This is a genomic window from Flavobacterium sp. GCM10022190 (assembly GCF_042656445.1).
Classification (GTDB): domain Bacteria; phylum Bacteroidota; class Bacteroidia; order Flavobacteriales; family Flavobacteriaceae; genus Flavobacterium; species Flavobacterium nitratireducens.
Map to the genome: position 1 here is coordinate 1,224,038 of NZ_JBHSOQ010000001.1, position 17,227 is coordinate 1,241,264.

At 33.1% G+C, this 17,227-nt stretch carries 9 protein-coding genes; 6 read left to right on the top strand and 3 right to left on the bottom strand.

Annotation, left to right across the window (positions count from 1 at the left end):
* Positions 1 to 6: 6 nt before the first annotated feature.
* From ACFPTQ_RS05065 to ACFPTQ_RS05075, 3 genes are all read right to left on the bottom strand, one after another.
* Positions 7 to 1,122, bottom strand: a complete 1,116-nt coding sequence (locus tag ACFPTQ_RS05065; RefSeq protein WP_379774660.1) for a PKD domain-containing protein — start codon at positions 1,120 to 1,122, stop codon at positions 7 to 9.
* Between the two features lie 279 nt (positions 1,123 to 1,401).
* The gene (locus tag ACFPTQ_RS05070; protein ID WP_379774663.1) at positions 1,402 to 2,400 is read right to left on the bottom strand and encodes a GntR family transcriptional regulator; all 999 of its coding nucleotides are present in this window, start codon (positions 2,398 to 2,400) and stop codon (positions 1,402 to 1,404) included.
* Between the two features lie 180 nt (positions 2,401 to 2,580).
* Positions 2,581 to 3,318 (bottom strand): SDR family NAD(P)-dependent oxidoreductase, encoded by a 738-nt coding sequence (locus ACFPTQ_RS05075; protein ID WP_379774666.1) that lies wholly within the window; start codon positions 3,316 to 3,318, stop codon positions 2,581 to 2,583.
* 398 nt (positions 3,319 to 3,716) lie between these two features.
* Between ACFPTQ_RS05075 and ACFPTQ_RS05080 the strand changes: the two genes are divergently transcribed.
* Genes ACFPTQ_RS05080 through ACFPTQ_RS05105 form a run of 6 tightly spaced genes read left to right on the top strand, consistent with a single transcriptional unit; the run spans position 3,717 to position 17,210 of the window.
* A complete protein-coding gene (locus ACFPTQ_RS05080; protein ID WP_379774669.1) occupies positions 3,717 to 5,936 on the top strand; it encodes a fasciclin domain-containing protein in 2,220 nt (739 codons plus the stop codon).
* Position 5,937: 1 nt separating this feature from the next.
* Positions 5,938 to 9,204, top strand: a complete 3,267-nt coding sequence (locus tag ACFPTQ_RS05085; RefSeq protein ID WP_379774671.1) for a SusC/RagA family TonB-linked outer membrane protein — start codon at positions 5,938 to 5,940, stop codon at positions 9,202 to 9,204.
* 10 nt (positions 9,205 to 9,214) lie between these two features.
* A complete protein-coding gene (locus ACFPTQ_RS05090) occupies positions 9,215 to 10,693 on the top strand; it encodes a RagB/SusD family nutrient uptake outer membrane protein (RefSeq protein WP_379774673.1) in 1,479 nt (492 codons plus the stop codon).
* Between the two features lie 15 nt (positions 10,694 to 10,708).
* Positions 10,709 to 12,490 (top strand): fasciclin domain-containing protein, encoded by a 1,782-nt coding sequence (locus ACFPTQ_RS05095; protein ID WP_379774675.1) that lies wholly within the window; start codon positions 10,709 to 10,711, stop codon positions 12,488 to 12,490.
* 37 nt (positions 12,491 to 12,527) lie between these two features.
* A complete protein-coding gene (locus tag ACFPTQ_RS05100) occupies positions 12,528 to 14,000 on the top strand; it encodes a fasciclin domain-containing protein (protein ID WP_379774677.1) in 1,473 nt (490 codons plus the stop codon).
* A 24-nt stretch (positions 14,001 to 14,024) separates the two neighbouring features.
* Positions 14,025 to 17,210, top strand: coding sequence for a SusC/RagA family TonB-linked outer membrane protein (locus ACFPTQ_RS05105; protein WP_379774679.1), 3,186 nt, complete (start codon positions 14,025 to 14,027; stop codon positions 17,208 to 17,210).
* Positions 17,211 to 17,227: the final 17 nt, after the last annotated feature.

Here is a 17,227-nt window from a genome sequence, read left to right on the forward strand (position 1 = left end):
TCGGTTTTATTTTACGGCAACATCCCAAACTTTAGAGAATTTAGATTCGCCTTTTGGTCCTCTAATTTTTAAAATTACAACATATTTTCCAGCTTCTTTATAGTGATGAATTGGATTTTGTTCGGTTGAAGTTGTTCCATCACCAAAGTCCCAATTCCAAGAGTTAATTTGGCCTTCAGATTCATCAATAAATGCAATTTCTCTTTGATTCATATTGATGATTTTATGAGACCATTTGGCTTCTAACACTTTTTTGAATTGTGGTTCTAGAGGCATCAATTTGAAGGGTAAGCTATATGATGCGTTGCCATACATAGTGTGTTCTTTTGATAAGTTCCAAAAACCATTGTTTTCTTGTTTGTTTACATCATCATAATCAATGATTGCCCAGCAAAGTCCTATGTTTTTGTTTTCTTCAAGGATTGATTCGATGGCTCTCGAAGGATCGTTTCCTGCATAATCAAAAGGAGTTATCCAGAATTCCAACGTTAATTTTCCAGCTTGTCCGGGTTTGAAATCATGATGGTAGGCAGCATTAGCGTAAGGTAGGTTTTTAATCCAGGGTTGGCTTCCCCAAACCATTGTCCAGTCTTTTTCAACTGCGGGTGTAAAAATATGATAGTTTTGTGCATGTACACCATGATAGGAAAAATAGGCTTCCATGGTATTGGTTAATATTTTGTTAGGATGAAAGCGATCAATGAAAGGTCCTCCTGATTGGTCGGCATCTACAATAAGCTCAAAAGTGTCGTTGTGTAAACCTGAAAGGGAAAAATCCCAATAGTTATCATAAGCTTCGTATAGAAAGTAAAGTCGATTAAGCCCTTTTACCCAGCCTACTTTTATACTTACATCTAAGTTGTTAGGATTAGCTTTGGTGTGTTTACCACTGTCATCCCAAAGTTGGTCCATACCAACAATATAATTTTTTGGGACTAAATCCCAATCTTCTTTGTTTCCGTCTATTGTAGGGATTTTATTGGCAGGGAATTGAAAAATTTGGAAGCTCCTGTTATCTTGAGCTTCAGTAGGAATATAGGTTAAAAATAATATTGAAACGAAGAAGATGTTTTTTATTTTTCGACTTACAAAAATTGTTTTTTTCGCTACTAAATTCTTCATGTTCGAGTAGTTTTTTGAGCTTTTCTTTGAATAGTGTTCTGTCTTTTTTTAGAATTTAATAATTAATTTGAGCGTTTAAAAAGCCCTAACAATAGGTTAGGGCTTCATTAACTAATTTTAAAAACTAACGTGAACAACAATTTAACCTTAGAATCAATATTCTTTTGAATTTACATTCTCTTTCTAAAAATACTGAATACTTTTTTTACACTTCTCAATATTATTAAATAGGATTGTTAATTGAATCCTGTACTGTCCTGTTTTGAAAACAATAGTGTTTTAAAGCGAATCTCGTGTAATTAGTTTTGTAGGGATATAGTATTGTATAGCTTCTTCTTTGGAAACAAATTCAGCGGCCTTCAATCCAAGTTCTTCAAAATTTGTGGTAATTACTGAAATTCCTTTGTAAATAAATTTTTTCATAGGTGTTTCATTATAAGATAAAAAGCCAACATCCTTTCCTGGTTCTAAATTTTTTTCACGGCATTGTTCTAAAAAATTACCTAGGATTCGATCGCTAACACTTATATATGCCATATTTTCTTGGATAATAAATTCTTTAGGATTAGTGATTATTTTATGATTAAAACCAAATTCGGTGCAAAATTTCTTGAAGAAGGTTAATGTTTCCTTTGGGTGGTTTGTGAAAGAAGGGTAGATAAAATGGATTTCCTTGTATTTTTTAAAAAGAGGAATTCCTTCTTTCATAGCCTCGTAGAATGCTTTTCCAAAATCTTGAAAAACATAATTATTTTTAGATTTGGAATGAATGTTCCAATCAATCAGTAATAATTTGTCATTAGAAATTACAGCCAGTGAATTGGGTATTTCTTTATGATCAAAAGTCATAACGACATATTTGAAATATTTTCCAATACTATTGTTAATAATGGTTTTAAAGTTCTCTATGTTGTAATGATGAAACTGTACATCAACAATAATGTTGTCGGCAATATTATTGATGAAAGAATGGTATAGTACTTCTTTGTATGCTTTGAAGGTGTCTAATACTAATAAGACTTTCCGAGTTTCTCCTAAAACGAAATAGCCTTTGTTAGGAACAGAATCGATTAATTTTTGTTCTTTTAAAATAGAGTAGGCTTTAAAAACAGTATCTCTTGAAAGTTGGTATTCTTTACAAATAGTATTTACCGAAGGGAGTTGTTCTCCTTTGGCTAAAATATTTTCAGAAATAGCATTGTTTATTGCGTTGACTAATTGTTGGTATTTTGGTATATCGCTTTCGTGATTGATGTTGAAAGTAAAATTGGTTTCCATTTTTTAAAAACTATTCTGTTCTGGTATGTAAATATAGTTTTTTATTTTAAAAGAGGGTGCGATTGATTATTTTTTATAAAAAAACATCAGCCTCTTTAGTCAAAACAAAAGAGACTGATGTTGAAAGTATATTGTTTCGTTTTAAAGAATTTTATTTAAAAAAATCTTTAAATCAGTGTGTTAAAAACCAATACTGTTTCCGCCATCTACAGCTAAAACAGTACCTGTAACATATTTAGATTCTGCCGTTGCAAAGAAGTAAGCCGCATCTGCAATATCTTCTGGTTCGCCTAAAAATCCCATCGGTGTTCTGCCTAAAACTTTGTTTTTTCTTTCTGGGTCATTGTCTAATGCTTTTGATGACATTTTTGTTTTTATGAAACCTGGAGCGATACAATTGACACGTATTCCAAATTGTGCTAATTCAACAGCCATGGCTCTGGTCATAGCTTCGATAGCTCCTTTACTAGAAGAGTACGCAATTACTTTTGGAATTCCATATTGAGAAGCCATCGAACTGATGTTGATAATACTACCTCCATTGTTGTTTTTCATGTTTTTTACTACTTCTCTACTAATAGCAAATACACTCAAAAGATTAGTATGAATTACAGAAAAGAAATCTTCATCAGTGACATCAGTAAATTCTTTTTTTAAATTGATACCAGCATTGTTTACTAAAATGTCAATAGGAGCTTCTTTGGTAAGATCAGCAATCATAGCAGGAATTCCTGCTAAATTATTTAAATCGAAAATCACAGGAATGGCATTTGGACCAATTTCTTGACAAGCCTCTTCTGTTTTTTCTTTTGTTCTTCCTATGATATATGTTTTAATTCCGTTGTCGCATAATTTTTTTGCAGTTGCAAAACCTAAACCTGAATTTCCTCCAGTAACTATTGCTGTTTTAGTAATCATTATCTACTTGGTTTTTTAAGTTAAAATTCAAAATTAATTATTTTAATATAAATTCTCTATAGAAAGTACATTATTAAGTTAGTTGTATGTTTTAAGTTTTCTTGTAAATGATAAATATGTGTAAAATTAGTATACATATATTTACTTTTGGCTTATTAAGTGTTAATATTACATTATTTACAAAGCTTTATTAATATTTTTTATTTATAAAATATTTGTAAAATGAATGTGATATATATATTTATTCTTCGTTTTTTTTAAAAGATATATAAAAAAACAGGATAGTGCAGGATAGATGTCTTGTGTTGAACAAATAACTTTGAAAAGTTAAATATTGACAAAAAAGAGTTAAAAAAATCACAAATAATTTATTCACCACTTTACACGCTAACCAAATAATGAAGACAAAAATTAACTATTTATTAATTCTACCTCTTTTGGTGTTTTTTACCAGCTGTAGTCGAGACGTATTTGATGAATATTATGGGCGTCCTGATTACTTAGAAGATCCAATTTACCAACAATTGGAAGCCAGAGGTAATTTTAAAAACTTTACTGCTTTAATCGAAAAGGCTGGTTATAAAGATATTTTAAGTAAGTCAGGATATTGGACAGTTTTCGCACCTAATGATGAAGCTTTTACGAAGTATTTTCAAGGAAATTCTATCTCAGATGTAAGTAAGATTGATGAAGCTACTGCTGCTAAAATTGTTAAGTATGCCCTTGTATTTAATGCCTTCCGTACCGACCAGCTTTCTGATTATCAATCAGGTACCGGTTGGGTAATTGATCAAGCTTTTAGAAGAAGAACGGCTTATTACGAGGGATTTAAATATGATGTGGGTTTTGATGGAGTTAGACGTTTAATAGTTGATGTTAATAGAAATGGTGGGCTGTTGAATGCTACTGTGAATGGTGTGTCTGTTATAGACAATAATAACAAGTATATTACTTATTTCGATAAAGAATATTTTGCTGCAAAAAAACTAAACGCTAGTGACTATAATTTTTTCTATCCAAATGCTACTTTTACTGATTTTAATGTATTGGGTGGTTTTATTAAGGAGGCCAATATTATCGCTGAAAATGGCGTGATACAGGAAGTGACTGAAGTTTCTCTTCCTTTAAATAGTATTGATACACATTTAAAATCAGATCCTAATTACAGTATATTCTATGATATTTTACAAAAGAATTTTGTAACATATCCATTTAGCTCTTTAATGACAAATAATTACAGAAATTTTTCAGGAAATTCCGAAGATGTTTTTGTAAAGACTTACAATCCTAATTTAGTTTTTTCGCCTAATAATGAAAATTATCTTAAGGCAGTTGATAATGATGGTCAAAATGATGCCTATACTTTGTTAGCTCCTAATAATGATGCTATGCGAAGTTTTATCAAAGATGTATTAACTAAGCATTTCAAATATGAAGAATTGCCTCAATATGTATTTCAAGATTTAGTAAATGCACACATGGTTGCTGGAGCAGTTTGGCCTTCGTTACAAGGTCAATATCAAAATGGATTAAAAGAAGAATTGCGTTTTGACTTCACTACTGATGTTGCTGATAAAAAAGTATTGAGTAATGGTTTCTTTATTGGTACAAATAAAATACAAAGATCAAATATCTTTTATAGTGTCTATACTTCGGCTTATTTGAACCCAAATTACTCATTAGCGGTAAGGCTATTTAATGATGGGTCTGGTTACAGAGAAATTGTTAGTAATATAGATTCAAAATTTACTTTGTTTTTACCTAGTGATTCAGTTCTTCAATCTTTAGGTTATAGTTACAACTCAATTCAGTTGCGTTGGGAATATTTGTCACCAAACGGAGCCATTTCAGAAATCGGAACCGCTGCTAGAAACAGGTTATTGCGACTTTTTTACAATTGTATTGTTCCAACACCTAACGGAGAATTGGATAATATTGCAACTACTTCAGGGGTTATCCGAACAGGTGATAGCGAACTGTTTGGTGAATATATTCAATGGAATAATAATAAAATATACGCAGCTGGAACAATCGTGGCTGGAAATGCAGTAAATATTTTAGGTTCAGAAAGACAAGAAAATGGAATTGCTTATTTCATAGATAAATTTCCTGAATTTTCAACAGAATTTCAAGGTTTAGCTATAAGTAGGTTGGCCACGCAAAATACACAATATAGTAGTTTTTTTAATTATTTGCGCAATTCCAATATTTATAGAGCATCAGACGGAAAGATCGATGGTACTGATTTGGGAACTAGCTACACATTTATTGTGCCTAATAATGCAGCAATAGCAAAAGCAGTTACTGATGGAGTTTTACCTGCATCACCTACAACTACCATTGCGGGTCAAAGGGATTTAATAGCTGATTTCATTAGATACCATATAATTGTAGGGAGAACAGCTTCAAATGATAATCTAACCAATGGACTTTTTGAAACCTTAAGAAGAGATTCTAAAGGGGAAAAAACCTATGTAAATATTAACAGTGAAGCTAAAAATTTAAAATTCAGTGATAATTCAGGTACTACTGCCAATTTTATACCTGCAAGTAGCAATAATTTAGCTGACCGATCCTTAATTCATTTAGTTGACAACTACCTTAAACTTACGGAATAACATGATACAAAAATTTAATACTATATTTTCAAAAATAACCGTCGTTTTACTATTTCTGTTAGTTAATCCAGTAATTTCACAAACTGTGAAGGGAGAGCTAATTCGTGGTCAAGTTTTCGATTCAAGCGATAATCTTCCAGTTCCAGGGGTTACAGTAGCTGAACAAGATAATGAAAACCGAACTGTTGGGGGTGTAATAACCGATTTAGATGGTGGTTTTGCCATAAAACTTAAAGATGTTAACCACAAATTGGTATTCTCTGCCATTGGTTACAAAACCAAAACGGTTACCATTGGTGCGTCCAAGAACATTAAGGTAACATTGGTATCAACTGTAGAAGAATTAAAAAGTATAGTCATTACAACCAAAAAGTCTACAGATAATGGTTTGATGAGAATAGCTGAAAGAGACCGTACCACCAGTTCCGTTACTATTAATGCCGCTGATTTGGCTCAAACTCAAGCCGCTTCAATTGACGAAGCATTGCAAGGACGTATGCCTGGTGTAGATATTGTTGCATCTAGTGGAGATCCAGGTGCAAGTATGCAGATTCGTATTCGTGGTACTTCTTCTATTTCGGGATCCCAAGACCCTTTGATTGTTGTTGATGGTATGCCTTTTGAAACGCCTGTGCCTTCTGATTTTAATTTCGCTACCGCAGATGATCAAGGGTATGCTGCTTTGTTAAATGTAGCGCCAACCGATATTGAAACGATTACAATTCTTAAGGATGCAGCAGCAACTGCAATTTGGGGTGCAAGAGCCGCTAACGGTGTTTTATTAATTACTACCAAACGTGGATCTGTTTCTGCTCCAAAAATTTCATACACTTTTAGAGGGACTGTATCCAAAGTACCAAAAGCAATACCTATGCTTTCTGGTGATCAATATTCACAATTAATTCCCGAAGCTTTTATGAATCTTCGTGGAGTTCCGCTAAATACCTTAACAGTAAAGGAGTTCCAGTATGATCCACAAGATGTGTATTATTTTAAAAATTATAGTAATAACACAGATTGGTTGGATGCTATCACCCAGACAGGTGTGTCTAATGAGCATAATTTATCTTTACAGGGTGGAGGGCAAAAAGCAAAATATTTTACCTCTGTTGGTCTCTTTGATCAAAAAGGGGTAACAGTAGGAACTGGATTTACAAGGGTTAATGCCCGTTTGAATTTGGATTATGAAGTTTCCGATAGAATTAGTTTCCGTGCAAACTTAGCTTATACTAATTCAAAAACTAACAGAAATTCTGTTAACCCTTTCGGTTCGACAGATATTGATCGTTTGCGTTCAATTGCTTTTAGAAAAATGCCTAATATGAGTATTTATGAATACAACGAGGCAGGAGAGTTAACACCAAATTATTTTTTACCGTTAAATAATGTACAGCGTAGCCTTAATCCTGTTGCTATTGCTAATTTAGCTACTAACGAACAGGTTGAAAATAGAATTGTTCCCCATTTTAATGTTAAGGTTGATTTAGTACCGAAATTGCTTGTGTCGACATTTGATGTTCAATTTGACTTTAGTAACAGAAAGACTAAAGTAATTGAGCCTCAAAGCGCTACTGGTTTGTTGTTTACTTCACCTAATGTAAATTCTACTTCTGAACTTACAGATGATTCAGCTGTTTTAAATACTAAAATAAATCTTCTATTTACTCCTACAATAGGAAAAAACCAAACATTGCAATCTGTTCTTTCCATTCAAACTAATGATAGCCGTGGTGGAAGTGTTTCCTTTCGTAACACTAATACAGCCTCTTCTTTATTTACAGATACATCTATACCTTCAAGAATTACTTCCGTTAGCAGGGGAGAAGGATATGGCGAAGGAAGAAGCGTAGGTGCTGTTTTAAATGCCCAATATGGATTGTTAGACCGTTATATTGTAAATGTAGCCATGCGTGGTGATGGAAATTCAAAACTAACAGGTAAAAATAGATATGGATATTTTCCATCTGTTTCTGCGCGATGGAGGATTTCTGCAGAATCATTTATGCAAAAAGCAACTTTTGTTGATGATTTTAGTATGCGTTTAAGCTATGGTCATGCAGGTAATGCACCAAGAAACGAATATACTTTCTTTAATACCTACAGTGCGTCTACAAATCCATATATTGATTTAAATGGTGTTGTTCCAAACAACATGGAGTTAACTAATTTGCGTTGGGAAACCGTTATTGGAAGAAATTTAGGATTTAACCTTAATATGTTTAATAATCGTGTTATGTTAGATGTTGATGTCTACAGTAATTTGACAAAAGATTTGTTTTTTGCAAATTTACAGATTCCATCCATTTCAGGGTTCAATACTCTTTCAAACCAAAATGTGGGTACCTTACAGAATTCTGGTTGGGAAATAGGATTGATATCTACCCCATATAAATCAGGTAAATGGAAAGTTGATTTTAATTTTAATATTTCTAGTAATCAGAATGTTATCAAGGAAATTTCTGAATTTGTACCTACTGAAAGTGGTTCGTCAATTGTGAATGGTTCTTTTAAGCGTTTTGTACAAGTTGATAATCCTTTTGGTTCTTTTTACGGTTACCGATTTAAGGGAGTGTATAAAGATTTAGACGCTACTTTGGCTCGTGATGCAGGTGGAAATATAATTACTGGACCTAATGGTGAAACGGTATTTATGCGTTTTAACTATCCAGCTTCATCTTATGTTTTCCAGCCAGGTGATGCTATTTATGAGGATATTAACAAAGATGGTAATATCGATTCTCGAGACGTAGTGTATTTAGGAAATAGTAACCCTAAGTTTTCTGGAGGTTTTGGTACGAATGTTTCTTGGAAAGATCAATTTAAATTATCGCTTTTCTTTTCTTACCGTTTAGGAGTTGATGTTGTTAATGGTACTGATATGACCACTACAAATATGTTTAATTACGATAACCAAAGTACCGCTGTTTTATCCAGATGGCGTAATCCTGGAGATGTAACCAATATGCCAAGAGCTCTTTTAGGAGGTGGTTTTAACTGGTTGGGTTCAGACCGTTATGTAGAAGATGCTTCCTTTGTTCGTTTGCGATCTGTAACATTCAATTACATTTTCAAAAAAGAATTTATCAAGAAATTGAGGCTAGAGGCTCTTAATTTTTATGTTACTGCTGACAATTTGTTTACAATCACTAAATACCGCGGACAAGATCCCGAAGTTTCAAGAGAAAGAGGGATTTTCGGTATCGCTATAGACAATGCCTCTACACCACCAACTAGAAGGTTGTCATTTGGATTATCTACTCGTTTTTAATTATATGTATATGAAAACTAAAATAAAACTATCTATCCTTGCTTTGTTTGTCTTTTTAGCAACAACTTCATGTGATAATTATTTGGACTTACGCCCACAAGATGGTATTGTTCGAGATGAATTTTGGAAAACCAAAGAAGATGTACAGGCTGCTGTTATAGGGATATATACGTCCTTGTTAGACAGAAATTTAATCAGTAGACTCTTTTATTATGGGGAGTTAAGAGGCGGTTTAGTGTCGGAAGGAACTAATGCTAATGATGAGATTAGAGATATCTTGAATACCAATGTATTACCAACTAATTCTATTACCGATTGGGATGTTTTTTATCGATCTATCAATTATTGCAATACAGTGATTGAATTGGCTCCTAATGTTAAGAATTTAGATCCAACACTTTCTCAAACACAGCTTAATAATTTTCTTTCAGAAGCATTGGCAATTAGAGCTTATTTATATTTTACCCTTGCTAGATCTTTCAAGGATGTTCCATTGAAATTAGACGCATCACTTTCTGATTCTCAAAATTATCAATTACCAACATCGACACAAAGTGTTGTTTTTGATCAAGTTATAAAAGATTTAGAACTTGCAAAAACCTACGCTACTGAAGACTATGGTAATAATGCGTATAATAAAGGACGAATTACAGTTTATTCTGTTAATGCTTTATTAGCAGATGTTTATTTGTGGACCGAGCAGTACCAAAAGGCTTTTGATGCTACTGATGAAATTGTAAAATCAAATAAATTTGCTTTAATCAATGCTGGGGGAAGTACTTGGTTTAATAGAGTTTTTGCAGTTGGTAATTCAACTGAAAGTATTTTTGAATTGCAGTTCAGTCTTCTTGTTCAAAATCCATTATACGATTTATTAAATGTATTTCCTCAAGTGAGAGCTACTCCTCTAATTATGGAAAATGTTTATGGAATTGATTTTGATGTTCCATCTAACAGAGATTATAGAGGAGATTTTGCAGCTTTAATTGGTTCTACTGGTGCAATTTATAAATACACTGGCTTGAACAATGTCGAATCTAAAGATAGAAATGAAAGTAACACACACTGGTTTGTATATCGTTATGCGGATGTTTTATTAATGAAGGCAGAGGCTGCTGCAAGACTTAATCAGGGTCAAATTGCTTTAGATATTATTTCCGAGTTACGAACGAATCGTAGAGCGCTAAAAGCTACTGAACGAACTCCAGGTGCAACTGATATTCCTGCTCTTATTGATTATATAATGGATGAACGTGCAAGAGAATTAGCTTTTGAGGGTAAACGTTGGTTTGACTTACTGCGTGTTGCCAAAGCCAATAATTACGAGCGTAAACAGTTATTAATTGATGTTGCTACTCAAAACGCACCACCTACAAGTATTCAATCTATTGTGTCAAAACTAAATGATAATAACAGTCATTATTTTCCAATAAATTTCACTGAACTTCAGGTTAATAAGGCCCTTGTTCAAAATCCTTTTTACAAATAATATACTAATCAAGCCATGGAAAAATTATCAAGATTACCTCGTTTGTTATCCGTTTTTTTCTTCTTTATCACTTTTTTGCTTTTACAAAGCTGTACAGAACTTAAGTTTAAAGAAACTACTGACGAAACACAAAACGTTACTGAATTCCTGCGTGATAACGAAGAATATTCCTTGTTTTTGGAAATGTTAGATCTTACAAATTATGCTTCTTATATGAATACTTATGGTACATTTACTGTATTTATTCCTACTAATGAAGCTGTAAACAATTATCTTAAAGATTTAGGTTTTACTTCTTTGACACAAGTTCCTATAGAAGACCTAAAAAAAGTAGTGAAATTACACATTATCGATACCAAATATACCACTGCTTCTTTTACAGACGGTAAATTATTTAACCCAACTTTATTGGGGCAATTTATTATTACAGGTAACACAGTGGTAAATGGTGAATCTTTTAGAACTTTAAATAAAGAAGCTAAAATTCTTACCTCAAATTTAGAATTAGGAAATGCTGTAGTGCATATTACTGATAAAGTGTTAACCGTTGCCAATAAAACATTGGCTCAAACAATTGAAGCCAATCCAGAATTATCTTTATTTACTGAAGTTCTTAAGGCTACTGGCTGGTTTGAAAAATTAAACCAACCTTTAACATTTGACGCTAATAAAACGGGGAGCTTTCTTACTGTTTTAGTACAGTCTAATGAAGTTTACAATAGAACTAAATGGACTAATCCTAAAACTAAAGAGGAATTAACACTTAATACACTCGAAAATTTAAAAATACGTTACAGTCACCTTGGAGATCCAACTAATGCAGCAGATAGTTTGAATTTATACGTTCAATATCACGTAATACCGAAATTGAACTATCTTGCCGATTTTGCTATTACACCAGTATTTGTGACTAAAGCACCTTCTGAAGTTATTAGTTCAAAATTAATTAATGGTGAAATTTTTCTTAATCGCGATATTTTTAACGGAGTTTTAGAACCTGGTTTTTCGGCTATCAGACAAGCAAGTGATTTGACTTGTTCTAATGGTGTTTTGCATTCAGTGGATACCAATTTCACCATCATCAAGCGTTTTCCTTTGCCTGTATATTTTGACCTTTGTGATCAGCCAGAATTTGCCGCTAATGTGGCAAATTATAGAAAGCCTGGTGGTGTTAAATTTGGTCTAGGTCCAGGTAAATTTAAAGACGTAATTTGGACAGGTTCTACAACCTTTACGTTAGATTGGGCACCTTCTTCAACCGCCGTGAATGGCGATGATCTTCGTCCTTTCCGTTTTCGACTTGGTAGTGGAGGATTAAACAATATCGAATTTACAACGCCAGTTATTATTAAAGGGCGCTATAAAATTTGGGTATCCTATCGCCAAACTGATAGAGCCAATACTAATGTGAGAGTATATTTTAATGATAAAATTACCTCGAGAGTTCTTAACATGAGAGAAAAACCAAATAATCCATTTGATACACAGGCTGGTATTCCTGACAATGTATTGGAAACACAAGGTTATAAGCGATATATATTCCCACATGTTCAAAATGATCTTCAATACTCTAGGTTGGTAGGTATTGTTGATGTGGAAACTACAGGAAGACAAAAAATAAAGTTTGTAAGTGATCAAGCAGCTAATTCTGGCGCAAATGATGCGGATCGTTTGGATATTGTGGAATTCCGTCCAGTAGATATGGATCAGATTTGGCCAAAATTTAAAAAAGGTCTACCTGTTCCGGGACAAAGTAATTTAGTTCCAAAACCTAAGCCTGGAGAGCCAGAAAATTAATTTTCAAGTTTTATTTTATTAATTCAAATTTTCCTCAATGATTAAATTTCATTCTTTTTATAAAAAAATTGCTATAACAGCATTAATGGTGTTAGCCTTTTCTTGTTCCGATCCATGGAACGATAGGAATACCGCTAATGAAGCAAACATTGATAAAAGTTTAGTAGAAGCAATTAGTAGCTCTAGTGAGTTTTCTGAATTTTCAAAAGTTTTGGTAGCAACTGGATACGACAAGGTTCTGGCGTCTTCGAAAAATTTCACAGTATTTGTTCCTTCGAATGCAGCCATGAGCCAAGTGCCTGTTTCGGTAATAAATGATCCTGTGGCCTTAAAGCAATTTGTAGGTAATCATATTGCATTGACTTCTTATTCATCGGTTCGTGATACCGATGAAGTTCAAATAGAGATGCAGAGCAAGAAGTTTTTAGTGTTCAAGGGCAAATCTACTATTGATGATGCGACTATCATTAAAGCTGATATGTTAGCTTCAAACGGAATCTACCATGTTATTGATAAACCGCTTACACCAAAGCTCAATATATGGCAATATGTTGCCTCACAATCCGCAACATCTATGATGAGTGCTGATTTGCTTGCTTTGAAAGATTTTAGTATCTACAAAGAGGATATTGAAAAAAAGATTTTATCTGAAACTGCTGGTGCAGGCTATTTGTCCGATTCGTTGACGAATTCTTTTTTAACAAATGTGTATAATTTGAATAACGAAAAGAATTCTTATACGCTCTTTTTAATGGAAAATGAGGGCTATACACAAGAAACAGACAAAATGAAAGCTTACACTATTAAATCTACAACGGATTCAACGGCTACTTATGCGAAGTATTTTACGGTTCGTGATATGGTTTTCAACAAAAAGTACGAACCAAGTCAATTACCAAGTACTTTAACCTCCCGCTTTGGTGTAGAATACGCTATAGATAAAACTCAAATTGTTGGAGAACCAATTCGATTGAGTAACGGTATTGTTTACATCATGAAAAAGGTTGATGTTCCCCTGAACAAACGTTTAGTGCCAATTGTAATTCAAGGAGAAACTGCTGATTTGAGATTTAGTATAAATAGTGGAGCAACTGCTTACAGGGACTTTTTCTTATCTAGTAGTGAGAATATTAAAGATGTTTTTGTTACAAATCCAGGATTCGCGTTGCCGAAACTTGTGTATCTAAGCAGGCTAAAAGATCTATACAGTACTACCTATAGAGTTTATTGGCGTGCCATAAATAATAAAACAACTGTTTTTAATCAAACTATATCGATTGGAGGTACTTATGTCGTAAACGGTACTACTTTTTCATTAATTAATCCTCTTAAAACATTAGCATATATTCCTGTACCAATTAATGATTTTAATGAGGTTTTTGTTGGTGATTTCACACCTTTACAATCAGGTAACATATTAAATTTAACATTATTAGGTGCTAATGTAGCTACTAATGGTCTTAATTCTCTTACTATAGATTATTTAAAAATTGTTCCGGTAGTTAAATAAATATTATTATAAAAAAAATTGGTTATGCTAAAAATTATAAAATCGAGTGGCTTTGTTTTCGCATGTATTGCATCTGTGTTTTTTGTGCAATTGCGTGCTCAAGAAGCACAAGATTCTACCGCAACTTCAATGTCTTCAACAAAATTAATTTTGAATGGATACACCGTAAAAGGTATTGTGTTCAATGCTAAAAATAAAAAGCCATTGTCTGGAATTAGTGTTGCTGTAGAAAATTTTACTTCAACAATTACGGAAGATGATGGAAGTTTCGAGATTGTTGTTCCTAACTATGACGCTGTTTTAAAGGTAAGTGGACAGGATTTTCAAACCAAACTATTTCCCTTGAAAAACCGTAAGTTTGGTTTAGAAATCTTTATGAACGAGTCTAATTATGCTCAAACCTATCAATTGGCAAATTCGGCTAGCGGACATATTATGCAGTATAATTCTACTCAAGCTGCTTCTGTAGTTAATTTTAATAACAATCAGTGGTCAAATCCATCACATGAAAACGTTGGTGCTTTTTTACAAGGAAAGGTCTCTGGTTTGAATGTTATTCGTAATTCGGGGACACCAGGAGCAGGTAATAATCTAACCCTACGTGGTTTTAGCTCTTTGTATGGTAGTAATAAGCCACTGATTGTAGTAGATGGAATGATATATGACGACGAGGATTACGGATCAGGAATTATTTCAAACAATGTTTCTTCCCCTTTTGCTAATATTGATGTTAAAGATATCGAAGATGTTACTGTTATTAAAGACGGTACCTCTCTTTATGGAAGCAAAGGCTCAAATGGTGTTATCAACATAACAACCAATCGACCTACCGAGGTTACTACAAAAATTGATTTTGCAATGTATGCTGGTGTAAATGAACGTCCTGAAAATTATCATGTATTGGATGCTAATGGTTTGCGTACACATTTTACAAGACTCGCTAGTTCATCAGGCTTGAGTCAGCAACAGGTAGCTAGTTTGCCTTTTTTAAATGATACGGCTGGTTCTCCAGGTTATTATTTATATCAAAACAATACCGATTGGCAAGATCAAGTACTGCAACAATCGATGAATCAAAACTATTATTTAAAAGTTCGTGGTGGTGATGAAATTGCAAAATACGGGCTTTCATTAAATTACCTTGATTCTGAAGGTATTGTTGGAGGAACTAATACACAACGTTATGGAACTCGTTTAAATGCTTCATTAAAATTGACAAAAAAATTTAATGTTGATGCCAATTTATCTTTTATTAATAATATCCAAAAGCAGTGGTCTCAAGGAGGTGAGAATTATGTAAGTCCGTTGTATTCTTCCTTAATCAAAGCACCTTTTTTAAGTACAAATGCAATAGACGATTTAGGTAATGTTTCTCCAATACTTTCGGAAGTTGATATTTTTAATCGTTCTAACCCGAACGCTATTTTAGCCAAAGGGATTGCTAATAATAATAATTACCGTTTTTTTGGTAACTTAAAATTTAGTTACTTTTTAAATAATTCATTGAATTTAAACACTATTCTAGGCTTAACTCTTAATAAGGAAAGAGAAAACTTCTTTACACCAGATAGGGGTGTTACAGATTTTATGTTGGGTAATTTCCTTATAAAAAATCAGTCTGGAAGTGATGCGCAAAGCTATCAAAGTTATTTTTTTGATACCTTTTTGAATTATACCAAAAATTTTAAAAATGATCATAATATAGTAACTCGTCTTGGATTCAGAACTCAATCTAGTAAAGCAGAAAACGACTACGTTCGTTCCTATAATTCTCCTACTGACGATTTTACTTTTATTGGAACTGGATCTATTTCCAATCCTATCAGCGGAAGTTTGGCCGAAACAAATTGGTTAAATATATATGCCAATGCCAATTATGATTTTAGAAATAAATATTTTTTAACAGCTTCTTATGCTGTGGATGGTTCTAGTCGTTTTGGTGACAATATGAATGGTAAAGAAAGATTGTCTTTAATGACAGCTATATCTGGAGCTTGGATGGTTTCGTCCGAAAAATTCCTTAAAAATTCGGAGTTTATCAATTATTTAAAGCTACGAGCTTCTGTAAGCGAGACTGGAAATGACGGCTTCAGTGATTATATTGCACAAAAACAGTATGTTTCTCAAGGATTTTTGGGCTTTCAAGGACTTGTTTTAGGTAATATTGGTAACCCCGATTTGAAACCAGAGCGCCAACGTCAATATAATTTGGGTGTTGATTTTGGTTTGTTAAAAGAAAGGCTAAATTTTACAGTAGATTACTTTAGTAAAAGAACAAACAATATGACTACTTTTCAGAATATTAGTACCGTTTCTGGATTTAATAGCGTATTAGCAAATAATAGTGCTATGAAAACAACTGGAGCTGAAACTTCATTGAATGCAAGGGTTATTTCATCTCCTGATTTTACTTTTGATTTTGGTTTAAACATTGCTACGTATCAAAATAAAATTAAAAACTTACCAAATGGTGATATATTGAGCAATTTTGCAGGTGCAACATACATTACTAGTGTTGGTATGGATGCCAACTTATTTTATGGTCTGCAAACAAACGGTGTTTATAGTACAACACAAGAGGCTACAGCTGATGGATTGTCAAGACTAAGTGAAACTGGTGCATTGACAGCATTCAGAGGTGGTGATATGCGTTTTGTTGATCAAAATGGTGATAAGATTATCGACAGTAAAGACCGTAAAGTAATTGGTAATCCAAACCCTGATTTCTTCGGTAGTTTCAATGGAAACTTTACTTATAAACGTTTTACCCTTAATGCTCAATTCAATTTTTCTGTTGGAAATGATTTGTACAACGGATTGCGTTACAATTTGGAAAAAATGAGTAGTTATGATAACCAAAGTATCGCTGTGGCAAACAGTTGGAGAGCAGAAGGTCAACAAACTAATATTCCTAGAGCTGCTTTTGGAGACCCAATGGGGAATTCAGAATTTTCAGATCGTTGGATTGAAGATGGTTCTTATTTGCGTTTAAAGACCTTGGTTGTTAGTTATGATTTTGATGTAGAAAAAATGAAGTACATTAAATATATTAAAATTTATACCACTGCAAATAATCTATTTGTTTTTACCAAGTATTTAGGGTTTGATCCAGAATTTAGTGCTACTTCTTCTTTGTTTGGGCAAGGTGTTGATGTAGGAATGGCTCCTCAATTTCGAAGCATACAGCTAGGTTTACGTCTAGGACTTTAATTTTATTATTTATACAA

Bases quoted from the DNA above. Each gene is read 5' to 3' on its own strand.
- ACFPTQ_RS05065 (WP_379774660.1), bottom strand. From the start codon at position 1,122: ATGAAGAATTTAGTAGCGAAAAAAACAATTTTTGTAAGTCGAAAAATA.
- ACFPTQ_RS05070 (WP_379774663.1), bottom strand. From the start codon at position 2,400: ATGGAAACCAATTTTACTTTCAACATCAATCACGAAAGCGATATACCA.
- ACFPTQ_RS05075 (WP_379774666.1), bottom strand. From the start codon at position 3,318: ATGATTACTAAAACAGCAATAGTTACTGGAGGAAATTCAGGTTTAGGT.
- ACFPTQ_RS05080 (WP_379774669.1), top strand. From the start codon at position 3,717: ATGAAGACAAAAATTAACTATTTATTAATTCTACCTCTTTTGGTGTTT.
- ACFPTQ_RS05085 (WP_379774671.1), top strand. From the start codon at position 5,938: ATGATACAAAAATTTAATACTATATTTTCAAAAATAACCGTCGTTTTA.
- ACFPTQ_RS05090 (WP_379774673.1), top strand. From the start codon at position 9,215: ATGAAAACTAAAATAAAACTATCTATCCTTGCTTTGTTTGTCTTTTTA.
- ACFPTQ_RS05095 (WP_379774675.1), top strand. From the start codon at position 10,709: ATGGAAAAATTATCAAGATTACCTCGTTTGTTATCCGTTTTTTTCTTC.
- ACFPTQ_RS05100 (WP_379774677.1), top strand. From the start codon at position 12,528: ATGATTAAATTTCATTCTTTTTATAAAAAAATTGCTATAACAGCATTA.
- ACFPTQ_RS05105 (WP_379774679.1), top strand. From the start codon at position 14,025: ATGCTAAAAATTATAAAATCGAGTGGCTTTGTTTTCGCATGTATTGCA.